General features: G+C 65.9%; 8 protein-coding genes and 2 CRISPR repeat arrays. All 8 genes read right to left on the bottom strand.

Translation table 11 applies throughout. The features are described 5' to 3' along the window. The first annotated feature begins 2 nt into the window (after positions 1 to 2). A CRISPR array of direct repeats spans positions 3 to 1,439; the repeat unit is 28 nt; unit sequence GGCTCACCCCCGCGCGAGCGGGGAAACC. 29 nt (positions 1,440 to 1,468) lie between these two features. The 8 genes from cas2e to cas3 all read right to left on the bottom strand — a co-directional run bounded on the left by cas2e (position 1,469) and on the right by cas3 (position 10,212). Next, positions 1,469 to 1,804 (bottom strand): type I-E CRISPR-associated endoribonuclease Cas2e, encoded by a 336-nt coding sequence (gene cas2e / locus BLQ75_RS22045; RefSeq protein WP_092604595.1) that lies wholly within the window; start codon positions 1,802 to 1,804, stop codon positions 1,469 to 1,471. Next, a complete protein-coding gene (cas1e, locus tag BLQ75_RS22050; RefSeq protein ID WP_211481555.1) occupies positions 1,804 to 2,784 on the bottom strand; it encodes a type I-E CRISPR-associated endonuclease Cas1e in 981 nt (326 codons plus the stop codon). Before cas1e ends, cas2e begins: the two co-directional genes overlap by 1 nt. Further along, entirely contained in the window at positions 2,781 to 3,446 is a 666-nt protein-coding gene (gene cas6e / locus BLQ75_RS22055) for a type I-E CRISPR-associated protein Cas6/Cse3/CasE (RefSeq protein ID WP_092604596.1), read from the bottom strand. Before cas6e ends, cas1e begins: the two co-directional genes overlap by 4 nt. Further along, a complete protein-coding gene (cas5e, locus tag BLQ75_RS22060; RefSeq protein ID WP_092604597.1) occupies positions 3,443 to 4,195 on the bottom strand; it encodes a type I-E CRISPR-associated protein Cas5/CasD in 753 nt (250 codons plus the stop codon). Before cas5e ends, cas6e begins: the two co-directional genes overlap by 4 nt. After that, positions 4,192 to 5,385, bottom strand: a complete 1,194-nt coding sequence (gene cas7e, locus BLQ75_RS22065; RefSeq protein ID WP_092604598.1) for a type I-E CRISPR-associated protein Cas7/Cse4/CasC — start codon at positions 5,383 to 5,385, stop codon at positions 4,192 to 4,194. Before cas7e ends, cas5e begins: the two co-directional genes overlap by 4 nt. A gap of 72 nt (positions 5,386 to 5,457) precedes the next feature. Beyond that, positions 5,458 to 5,994 carry a type I-E CRISPR-associated protein Cse2/CasB gene (gene casB / locus BLQ75_RS22070; RefSeq protein ID WP_092604599.1) on the bottom strand — a complete coding sequence of 179 codons (537 nt, stop codon included), beginning with the start codon at positions 5,992 to 5,994 and terminating at the stop codon, positions 5,458 to 5,460. Positions 5,995 to 6,007: 13 nt separating this feature from the next. After that, entirely contained in the window at positions 6,008 to 7,543 is a 1,536-nt protein-coding gene (gene casA / locus BLQ75_RS22075; RefSeq protein WP_170837629.1) for a type I-E CRISPR-associated protein Cse1/CasA, read from the bottom strand. Further along, complete coding sequence (gene cas3, locus BLQ75_RS22080; protein ID WP_170837630.1) at positions 7,540 to 10,212, bottom strand: CRISPR-associated helicase Cas3'; 2,673 nt, start codon at positions 10,210 to 10,212, stop codon at positions 7,540 to 7,542. Before cas3 ends, casA begins: the two co-directional genes overlap by 4 nt. A gap of 396 nt (positions 10,213 to 10,608) precedes the next feature. Continuing rightward, a CRISPR array of direct repeats spans positions 10,609 to 11,183; the repeat unit is 28 nt; unit sequence GGCTCACCCCCGCTCGCGCGGGGAAACC. The last annotated feature ends 6 nt before the right edge of the window (positions 11,184 to 11,189 follow it).

Raw genomic sequence — 11,189 nt, forward strand, 5'->3', positions numbered from 1 at the left:
CCGGCTCACCCCCGCGCGAGCGGGGAAACCGGCCATGTCGTACCAGCGCACGTAGGCGGCCCAGGCTCACCCCCGCGCGAGCGGGGAAACCGTCGACGGCGAACTTCTCCAGGTCCACCGGGCGGGCTCACCCCCGCGCGAGCGGGGAAACCGCAGCACGCTCCGCCCGGCGGCCCTGCCGCGTCGGCTCACCCCCGCGCGAGCGGGGAAACCAGCTGCCCGTGCATCGTGTAGTACGGCCCGCCGGGCTCACCCCCGCGCGAGCGGGGAAACCCAGCGCCTCGGCGGGAACGTCCACGCCGGTCTCGGCTCACCCCCGCGCGAGCGGGGAAACCTCGTGCTGCTCGTCCGTCTCGACCTCGTCGCCCGGCTCACCCCCGCGCGAGCGGGGAAACCCCGCGCGTTCACCGTCTACGAGGCCGCCGGGTGGGCTCACCCCCGCGCGAGCGGGGAAACCTGCTGGACAGGTTGCCCACTTGAAAACTCCAACGGCTCACCCCCGCGCGAGCGGGGAAACCATCACAACTGGCTGGGCACCCAGCTACGTGGCCGGCTCACCCCCGCGCGAGCGGGGAAACCGTCGCAGCGCCCCGGCGGGCACGTCCACGCCGGGGCTCACCCCCGCGCGAGCGGGGAAACCTCAGCCCTGGACTCGTCCGCATCGTCACCGGCGAGGCTCACCCCCGCGCGAGCGGGGAAACCCTCCAACGCGATCGTGTCGACGTGGGGCCAGGACGGCTCACCCCCGCGCGAGCGGGGAAACCGTTGTCGTAGTGCGCGGCGGCGGACGACTCCTGGGCTCACCCCCGCGCGAGCGGGGAAACCTGGTGGCTGGTGGGGCGGTCATTCGGGGTGGCCGGCTCACCCCCGCGCGAGCGGGGAAACCACGTTCATCGTTTTCTGTGCGTACTGGGCGGCTGGCTCACCCCCGCGCGAGCGGGGAAACCTGGGGGCACGGGCCGCCGCCGAGGATGTCGTAGGGCTCACCCCCGCGCGAGCGGGGAAACCTTCTGGAAATTCGAGTTGACCAGCTTTTCCAACGGCTCACCCCCGCGCGAGCGGGGAAACCACACCCCCGGCCGTCTCCCGACGCGGGGGGTGTGGCTCACCCCCGCGCGAGCGGGGAAACCTCGGTGCCCCACGTGGCCACGTGCCCGTACACCCTGGCTCACCCCCGCGCGAGCGGGGAAACCGACGGTCACTTGATCACGGAAACTGGAATCAGTGGCTCACCCCCGCGCGAGCGGGGAAACCGTGGTGCTTGTCGTAGTGGCTGGTGGCGGTCAGGGCTCACCCCCGCGCGAGCGGGGAAACCCTCCTTCGGTCACTCGGTGGTCATCTGTGCTTCGGCTCACCCCCGCGCGAGCGGGGAAACCTCGGTGCCCCACGTGGCCACGTGCCCGTACACCCTGGCTCACCCCCGCGCGAGCGGGGAAACCCCTTTTTGTGCTGGGAAAACAGTTGTGCTTTACCGTTTTGTGATCTCAGCTTCGGGATCGCTGTCAGGAGTCAGTGTCCAGGACACGAGCGAGAGGCCGTCGAGATCGACGATCGTTCGGCCTCTGGTGCCGGGGCCGTGGGTGTGGATGTCGTAGCCTTGTTCGTTGTCGGCGTTGCAGATGAGTGCGGCCCAGCCTTCCTGGTCGTCGATGCTCTCGCAGACGGCTTCCCACAGGTATTCCCGGACACGGTTGGTCAGCGTGCCGACGTAGACTCCTGGAGCAGGTTCGAGCATCCAGCGGGTCAGGGCTCCGCGAGTGCCGTCCGCGACGGCGCTGGTGGTGATAACGGCGAAGGTGCTCATCAGAATTCCGGGTCATCGTTGTTTTCGTCCAGGCTGGCGTAGTTGACCCCGGCGGGCACGTTGGTGTCTGGATCCCACAGGTCGACCACTCCGGTGGGAGTGTCTTTCGGGGGTGCGGTGCCGCCGTTGAGGACGTAGCGGATGTCGCGGATCATACGGGGAACGAGTTTGAGTAGTCGGGCGTTTTCACGTAGCCGGTAGCGCATTTCCCGGTCGGGATGTGTGCTTTGGGCGAGGGCAAAAGCGATCGGAACGGTGAGTTCCGCTTTGTACAGATCAGCGATGTCGTAAGTGAAGGCGCGTTGGTTGTGCTCGTGTATAACGCCCAAGGCGGGCGAGGCTCCGAGACTGAGCAGTACGGCGGTGCATATTCCGTAGAGTGCGCTGTTGCCTGCGGTGATTGCCTGGTTGACCGGATCGCTGGCGCTGAAGTCGTTGGGATCGTAGGAGCGGCGGAACGGCCCCACCCGATGCTTTTTCGCCAGCGCTTTGTAGGTGGCCTTCATTCTGGCTCCCTCCAGACTTCTCAACCGAGCTACGGTCGCGTCATCTGGAGGTGATTCCCCGAAACGGAGTTGGAAGTGCCGGTGCGCCGCTGTGATGCGCTGGTCGTCATTGGCCAGTAGCTGGACTTGTTGGTGCAGCAGTTCGGTGGAGGTGCTTTCGTGCAGGAAGGCTGAATAGCAGCGCACTCCACCGGAGCCGACCCAGCCGAGTACGGTCCCGTCTCTGGTCAAGGCGGTGGCGGCGGCATGGGTGACGCTGGTGCCTGGACCGAGCAGGACGCAGGCCAGGCTGGCGGTCGGTAAGTAGACGCGGTCGATCGTGCCGGTATCGGGGTGTTCGGTCTGTGCGCACACACCGTTGCGGTCGGCCACGACTCGAACGCTGTCCACGTAGAGATAGGTGATGCGGTCTTTGACTGGGTGCAGCCCGAGCACGCTGGGTGTGCCGAGTGCTTTGGGAAGTCGTTGGTTCACTGGTCACCCTCCGCCATGGGGACGAGGGACAGCATTCCGCAGCCGTAGGATTTCGCACGTCCGATCCCTTCCAGGACAGCGCGGAAGGTTGTCTCGGGGTGGGTGACCGTGGCGGTGCCGTCGAACTGGGCGGCCCCGTGGTAGTGGGTGCGCCGTGCACGCCGCGGTTTGTCCCCCACCAGTTGGTACTCGCGGGTGAGCATGGCTGACTCGAGGTCGAGTCCTGCTTCCTCGGCGCGACGATGCCACCAGGACAGGGCATGATCCCCGGACAACTGGCGCCGGTGTTTTCTGCCGTCGTCGGTGGTTTCGACGCGGGTGGGGTTGGCGACGATCCGGTAGCGTACCCGCGTCCCGGGTTTCAGAGCGCTGAGCAGGGGGTCGAGCTCGCGGTGTGCGGCGTTGGCGTAGCCGTGTGGGAGCCGTGTGATGTCGGGGGTGAGGGTGGATTGGATGAGCACCACCGCTGCTGCGTGACTGTGTTCCACGCGGTGGAGGACACCGGCTTCGGAGCGGGGGTTGTCCCCGAGGGAGTCGGGGAACAGGGACATGACACGGCGGTGCATCCCGTCTACATTGGCTAATTCCCGACCGGTGGCTGGGTGACGCGGATTTAGCCTGAGCTGAGTCAGCATCGCGGTGCGTGGTGCGGTTGTGGTCATGCGGCTTCCTCCAAGGCCGTGGAGAGGGCATCGAGGTAGTCGGTGCCGTACCCGCCGCACAGGCCGGCGGGGAGGACGCGCCGGTATCGGTAGGCGGGGCGGCTGCGGTAGCTGCGGTGGTCGGGGGTGAAGTCCCGTGGATCGTCGGCGACGTTGTCGGTCCAGCCGGTGGGCTCGTCCGGAGGGTGCTCGGCGACGAATTCCACGGTCACCGACTCCTCGTATGGAGTGGGGCGGGCCAGCGGGAGGCGCTGGTGCAGCCAGATGTGGGGATCGTCCACTGCGGTGATCAGGAACGGAGTGTCCGGAGGGCATGCTCGGCGTCCGAGATACCCGGCCCAGTAGGGACGGCGCAGCGCCTGCTCGGTCTCGGTGAGCATCGTGCCGTCCGAGCTGGTCACCGCCACGGTGAACACAGCGTCGGACAAGTGGTGCCGGTTGGAGACCAGCGTGCCCGTGCCCTCTTGCCGGTAACCGCCTTTGGCGGTCGGGACGGTCTGCTTCGGGGGCCGTCCCCCACCGACGGTGTGGAAGTCGACGAGATGGGTGCCGGGCCGGTCGATACGCACCAGAAACCGCAGTGGGGAAAAACGGTCGGGGTCCATGGTGCGGGAATGTCCTCCGGCGGCGGCGATGAGGCCGATCAGCCCGGACCGGGTCGGGTAGGGATGTGTGTCCCGCTCGGTCCAAGTCGAGTGGGTGCCCCACGACTGCAGGGGGCCGCCCAGACGGAGTAGGAGCCCTGTCATGCCGCATCCCCCGCTCGGTTCGTGCTGTCGGTGATCAGGTCGTGCAGGCTGTCGTAGCCTTCGCCGAGTTGCTCGTAGGGCTCGGCGGCGATCGAGGCGTGGCCGTGCCAGAGCAGTCCGTCGGTGCCGAGGAAGCGGTGGAGCCTGCCGGTGTAGTTGGCGAGTTGCTCCCGCGACGGTTCCGCGTAGCCGCTTCCGCTGTGACTACGCACGGGCTTTTCGAACGCTCCTGCCAGCGACAGCGGATCGTGCCGCAGCGCCAGGTACACCAGCTCGGGACGGGTGGTGGCTCCGGTGGTGCGTTGTTTTCCGCTGGGGACGGCTTCACAGAAGGCGCGCAGGTAGGCGTCGACCACTCGTAGGGCGTCGTCGAAGCCGTCCTGCGTCTTGTCCGTGCCGCTGAGGTTGGTGGCGAGGTCGGTGAGGTTGACGCTGCTGTAGCGATAGAACACACCGCTGGTGAACTCGGCCGTGGCCAAATGTCCGGAGCCTGTCGCATCCGGAGGATTGAGGTCGTCGACGGCGGTGAAGAAGTCGAAGTCCATCGCTGATTCGTGCGTGGTGAACGCGTGGGCGAACAGGCTCGCCCCGTCAACGCGGTGGCCAGGGATCTCGGCCAGCATCCGGCCGAGCAGGTTGATCGACGGGGAACGGCGACGCAGGATGTCCTCCACGGTTGCCACCGGCAGCACCGGCTGCGGCTTGTCCTGTTTCTTCGGACGTTCCTTCTTGGTGACTTCCTGCTTCGACGGCAACGGCATGTCCGCGATGGCATCGGGGTACTGCTCGGCCAGATCGGCGAGGTCCGTGATCACAGCTCGAGGGACCCAGAACAGTACATCGGACTGGTCGTCATCCGGTGTGGGGAACAACCCGCCTTCCTTGCTGTCTTTGCGGGTGGCTGCCTGATCGGCGCTGATGAGTACAGCACGTCCGGCCCTGCGTGCCGTGTCGTGATCCCAACCGCGGTGTTCCAGCTCCTTTCGCACGGCTTCGGGGATTCGGCGGGTGCGGACCGTAGGTTCGTCGAGTTGCTGCTCGAGTTCGAAACGGACGGCGCGTTTCCAGGACTGGCTGGACACGCGTGTGCGCGTCGATCCACCGTAGACACAACTTTTCGGGCTGCCCAGCGCGTCGCGGTTCAAATTCGAGTAGGGGACAGGCTGCAAGGCGTGAATGTCCAAGTGCATGTTCTTTCCTTTCGGAAATCTTTGTCTGTTTCTTTGACCGATATCGGGGAGGAGTGAGGGAGGTAACGGAGCTTAGGAGGAGGAAGTCTTGGAAGCGACGGAGCGGTAGTAGCTTTGCAGCCAGGTCTTGGCGATCCGGCGAGACTGCCAGGGCCAGCGGCCGGCATCGTCGAACAGCCGCGCGAAATCGACCGGTATCCCGGTGTCGCGCAACGAGAGCACGACGGTGGTGAGGTAGCGGCAGAGCGTACCGGGGTTTTGACGGACCACCAGATGCAGGTAGTTCTCCGTAGTGGCGGAGGCGAGGACGTGGTGCTGGGCGGCGCGGGCCAGGGACTCGCCGAGATCGCCGGATGCGTCTTCGTCGGTGGGGACTGCGGTTTCGGGGGCGTGTGCGATGAGTGCGGCGATCGTGTAGTGGACGCGTTCCTTGTCGGGGTGGGAGTCTTCCTCCAGCCACGGGGCGACGAAGGCGTGCATGCGGTGGCACTGGTCGGGTTCGCGTCCGAGCCCGGTGCGTAGTGCGGTGCGTACGGCCGGGTTCGCAGTGGCCTGGGTGGCGATGTCGGTGACGAATCGGGTCGCGTAGTCGCTGGCTGCACGGGCCATGGGTGGTTTCCTCTTACTGGTCGCGGGGTTCGGCTTTGGCCGCTGCGTTGATCAGGTTCTGGCGGGCGGTGGCGAGTGCGTGGGCCACCGGAGGGTGATGGGCTTCGTGGTCGGTGGCCGCCTCCAGGGCCTGCAGCGCGCGCTCCGTGCAGGCACGGTGTGGTTCGGTGAAGTCCTCCTCGTACATCCGTTCCCAGAACATCGTTTCCGCGGCGGGCCAGTAGTGACGCAGCGCAGGTGCCCCCCATGGCACGTCTCCGCTGCCTGATCGACCACTACTGATGCTCAGGGAGTGGTAGGCCCTGCGCAGCTCCGAGACCAACCTGGTCGCGACGGTTTCCGCGGCGTCGTGCAGTTGCCTGGCGCCGTCGGCAGCACGGGGATTCTCTGCCTCGAGCCAGGACATGATCGGTGGAGTCGTCGCGGTCATCCACTGGCGGTCGCGGGACTGGCGGTCCTGATCGACGCCGTGTACGCGGACGCGGAGCGCGTCCCTGACCCCGCTCGGTAGTCCTGTAGCGCCGGTGAGAACGGCGGGACGTGTGTGCGTGTCCGTGTCGGCCAGCAGTGCGTCCAGGTCTCGCCAGATGGCCCGGTCGGCGTGAGCACTCCGGTCGTTCCACTCGCCGCTCTTCGTGCGTTGTCGAATCGTGTACGGGTCGGCCACGGGAGTATGGGGCTTCTTGTACGCCCAGGTCAGACGACATTGGGTCACGTGTTCGCCGGTCTCGTTCGGGTGCAGCAGCAACGCGTGCCGGCATCGCCCGACCAGAATTCCCGCCGGCCAGGTCACAGGTGGTGGATGCCCCAGTGGATCGGGGTGCTCGTGCCGTTCCCACGGAGCCAGGTCGGCTACATCGGCCTCGTGCTCATGGTTCGGGCCGGGCAGTCCGAGCACCAGCGTTTCCAGCAGGTTGCGGCCGAGCGGATGGTGGCTGAGCACGCCTCGCAACGGACCGCTGCTCATGTACTGGTCGGAGACCGTCTGGCCGAACCCGTCGGTGACGGTGCGTTTCCCCCCGGTTCCCCCCGAGCCGTAGAAACTGTGCACCAGCAGATACAGGACCGCCTCCGCCGTCGGCAGCGCCGGGGCGTGCCCGTGGTGAGTGTGACGAAACCACACAGGAGAGTTGTCCCCGGGGCGACTCGGATCGAGCTGGTTGATGCTTTTGGTTTCTGCCTGCTCGACCAAACGCGGATCCTGCATCCAGGGGCGGGCGTGGTCGAACAGGTTCCACGCGCCCGAATCGGCATCGAGGTAGGCGTCGACAGCGGATTTGTCGAACTGACCCTCGCGCAACACCGTATTGCGAGCCTTTTTCCAATCCTCCAAGGGGAGGTGTCGGTCGAGACCGGTAACGCGGGCGGTGATGGTGTACAGCACCCGAAGCAGCCCCACGGCCGCGGGCGGAACCGTCACTGCCAGGTCCTCTGTTTCGTGCGCGTGGTGAAAGACCTCGCGCAGGGATCGGATGTGTGTAGTTCCGTTCTCGGTGACCACAGGTATCCATCGCTGGTCACGCAGGTCGAAGGTGGCAGGAGAGGTCACGGGTGTCCCTTCGTGTGGCGAACCAATCCCAGTTCTGGGTCGACGGTCAGCGAGCCGTAGGTCGGCGCGGGCAGAACGCGGGCATCCCGCAGTGTCGGTGTCCGTGACCAGGTCGACTGCGGTTGCAACTCCAGCTCGTCGGCCCACGAGCCAGGACACGGGATGGAATGCTCGATCAATTGGTTAATCGTGTTCGAGTTCGGTCGTTGGGTGGGCCAGGGACGTGTGTGGGCGGCGTCCAGCCACTGACGACCGTCGCTGCTGGTGTACTGCGGGATCACCCGTACCGTGTCCACACCCAGACGTGTGGACACATCGGCCTCGGTGACCTCCGGTTCGGTCATCCGGGCCAGATCGTCGACCTGGTCCGGCTCGGGGACACGTACCAACGCCGCCTGTTGGTGCTGCGCGCGGTTCTGGCCGAACTGTTCGTCCCACAGCTGTTGCAGCTGACTGTCGCTGGTTCCGCTGGTGGCCGCGTGCACCTGCTGCACCAAGGGGTTCACGTCGGTGGGGACCTCCAAGGTCGGATCGCGTTCGGTCAACACACGGTGTGTGGCCACCATCTCGAACGGCGAGTAGATTTCTCCCCACTCAGGAGGAACAGGGGGATCGGCGGATTCGTCGACCGGATCGAGCACATCCACTGTCGGTACCGGACACCACGATGGACGCTGGTACTGCTCGTGCCACTGTTGCAAAGGATGGCGCTGGCATCGCCCCAGTCGTTGGATCAGCCACGCGATCGGTGCGATTTCACTGACGATCCGGTCGAAATCCACGTCCAGGCTTTGTTCCAGTATCTGGGTGGCGACCACGATCGCCTTCGCTGGACGCGTATTGTTGCCAACCCCGTACTTGCCGAACTGGCCGGTCAAGTTCGTGGTAATGGTCTCACGTTCGTGTAGCGGGAAGCGCGCGTGCAGCAGAATGAGCTCGACATCGTCCGGAGCCTCGGCTTTCAGCGCCGTGTAGGTATGTTGGGCGCTGGCGACGGTGTTGCACAACACCGCCAGGCAGCCGCCTTGCCGGGAGATGCGCTCGACAAAACCCCGTAGAATCTCCTGACGCGCCGATCCGTTACGACGATGCGGATGGTGGCACAACTTCGCCGTTCGAGCTTCCTCGGTGGCCATCGTCGCTACTGTCTTCGTCGACGGCTGGATCAGGTTTCCGCGCGCGGTCACGAACGCCCAGCCCGGATACGGCAGATCCAGCTCCTCCTTGAGGTGGCTGCCCGCACCGGACAGGTACGACCGCACGAGGTTCCGGCTCACAGGCTGCGGCAGCGTGGCCGACAGCAACACCACCGGCACACCCAGCCGACCGCACCAGGACAGCAATCGTGCGAGCAGGGCCTGCATGAACGGGTCATAGGCATGCGCCTCATCGACGATCAGAGTCTTGTTCATCAACCCGTGCAACCGCAGCATGTTGTGTCGTGCGGCCAGCGCGGCCACCAACGCCTGATCGATCGTGCCCACTGAGACCCCGGCCAGCAAGGTCCGTTTCAACGGCCGCAACCAGGCACTGACCGTCACGTCGGCGCTGTAGGCGGGCTGAAACGCCGCCATCGAATGCGCCAAGGTGACGGGGACGGGAGTCACGGCGGTAGCACTGGAATACTGAGTAAGCCGGGTGCGCATTTCATTGGCCGTGGCCATCGTGGGAAGCCCCGCGTACAGGCCGGACCGTCCTGTGGCCTGCCCCAGCGCGTGGGCCGCCAAGAGCCCTGCTTCCGTTTTCCCCGCACCGGTCGAGTCGGTGATCACCAACAGACCCGGTCCGTTCACATGCGGTATCAGCTCATCGATGATGGAGCGTTGCAGCACTGATGGAGCGAAGCCCCACACGCCTTGAGTGCTGATCCGTTCGACGAACTCCGGCCTGTTCAAACCAGCTTGCGTGATCTCCGCCCCCATGGCGGGGACCGTGTACTCGTACCGGGCTTCCAGTTCTTCCGGAGCGTGTTCCAGCTGCCGGTGCATGAACTCCTCGTTCGAGGACAACCAGTCAGCCACGATCACCACACCGGACAGCACCACCGCCACCGGTGCGGGGATCGCATCCGGCAGCCTCGGGTTACCCAGCACGGAACGCACCGAACTGGTCACGTCGGAACGAATCGCGTGCCACTCCTGTTCGCCCAGGTTCGCGACACGTCGAACCGGCTGCTCCACGTCCCGCTCCCGCGGCGAGTAGTAGACCCCGTGGTGTCCACCCAGAAGTTGTCCGATCCGGTACGCGACGTCCGCGGTCAATAATCCGTCGTCGCTCAGTCCCAGCAGAGTGGGTAGTGCCAGGTGCGTCGCCTCGTCATGAGCAAGCCAGCCAGCAGTTCCGGGTTTTGGCCATTGCTGCTGGAAGCACGGGATGGCTTTCCCGACGTCATGCAGCCCGGCCAACAGTGCGACCAGCCGAGCCGAGTCCGCGTCGTTCATCCCCAGTTCGGTGGCGATCTGTCGTCGCGCCCCCAGCGTGAGATGCATGTGCCACAGCGCCGTGGCCCCCGCCGCAGCGTCGATCAGGTGCCACTCCAGCGGATACGGCCTCGGCAGTCCCCGCGACTTGCCCCACACGTATAAATGCATTGAACCCCAGGTTTCTTGTAAAACAATCAATCTTTGATTGAAAGCTACTGTAGCTGATTGAGCACGCGGGGTGAACAAGGGGGGTAGATATCAAACGGAGCTGCTAGCTCTGTCCGAAGAGCCCAGTGTGCCAGGATTGTCTCCTTATTGCCCCACAAGCAGTACGGTATGCGCCCATTGAGGGGACGGAGGTACTTACTGGCTTCCTGTTCGACTAACCTTGGGGAATCCCCACCCGGTGGGGGTGCACCGATTGAGTGTTTGACGAGAGGTGTCTTGTCGCAGTTCCCCACGACCACGCAGCAGGGCCTGATCATGGACCGAATTACCTGGTCAGAACTCTGCTCGCTAGTGGGGGTAGACAACGGTTAACAAGAGCGGAAGCGATCTCTGACGGTGGCGGTACCTCAGCGTGCCACCACCGTCAGAGGCCGGATGCTTCCTGTCATTTATCGGTGACTCAGAGCGTCTTCGGTCTCACCCCCGCTCGCGCGGGGAAACCGTTCCCCGCTGGTCCATATCCGACAACGCGCCCGGCTCACCCCCGCTCGCGCGGGGAAACCCGTTGGACAGGGACACGGAGCCGATCGAGACGTGGCTCCCCCCGCTCGCGCGGGGAAACCTCGATCGTCGATCTGGCAGGCCGTTCAGGCGGGGGCTCACCCCCGCTCGCGCGGGGAAACCCTCACGGGCGTACGCGAGCGCGTGCTCGGACCAGGCTCACCCCCGCTCGCGCGGGGAAACCTTGCTTCCGTCCCACCGGTAGATCGCGCCTTCGGGCTCACCCCCGCTCGCGCGGGGAAACCCCGTACAAGGGGATGAGCTGGATGCGCACGGTCGGCTCACCCCCGCTCGCGCGGGGAAACCCGCCTGCCGGTCAGCGGAAGTGGGCCGCCAGCCGGCTCACCCCCGCTCGCGCGGGGAAACCACACGCCACGCTCGCGAGTGCGGCAGCCCTTAGGCTCACCCCCGCTCGCGCGGGGAAACCGCCGGATCGCCAGGGTTCGGTGGCGAATAGCGGGGCTCACCCCCGCTCGCGCGGGGAAACCTCGGGA

It is taken from the genome of Actinopolyspora xinjiangensis, assembly GCF_900104475.1.
Classification (GTDB): Bacteria; Actinomycetota; Actinomycetes; order Mycobacteriales; family Pseudonocardiaceae; genus Actinopolyspora; species Actinopolyspora xinjiangensis.

What these genes read in the sequence shown, in the direction of transcription:
- cas6e (WP_092604596.1), bottom strand. Translation starts at nt 3,446, where the DNA reads ATGACCACAACCGCACCACGCACCGCGATGCTGACTCAGCTCAGGCTA.
- cas7e (WP_092604598.1), bottom strand. Translation starts at nt 5,385, where the DNA reads ATGCACTTGGACATTCACGCCTTGCAGCCTGTCCCCTACTCGAATTTG.
- casB (WP_092604599.1), bottom strand. Translation starts at nt 5,994, where the DNA reads ATGGCCCGTGCAGCCAGCGACTACGCGACCCGATTCGTCACCGACATC.
- cas5e (WP_092604597.1), bottom strand. Translation starts at nt 4,195, where the DNA reads ATGACAGGGCTCCTACTCCGTCTGGGCGGCCCCCTGCAGTCGTGGGGC.
- cas2e (WP_092604595.1), bottom strand. Translation starts at nt 1,804, where the DNA reads ATGAGCACCTTCGCCGTTATCACCACCAGCGCCGTCGCGGACGGCACT.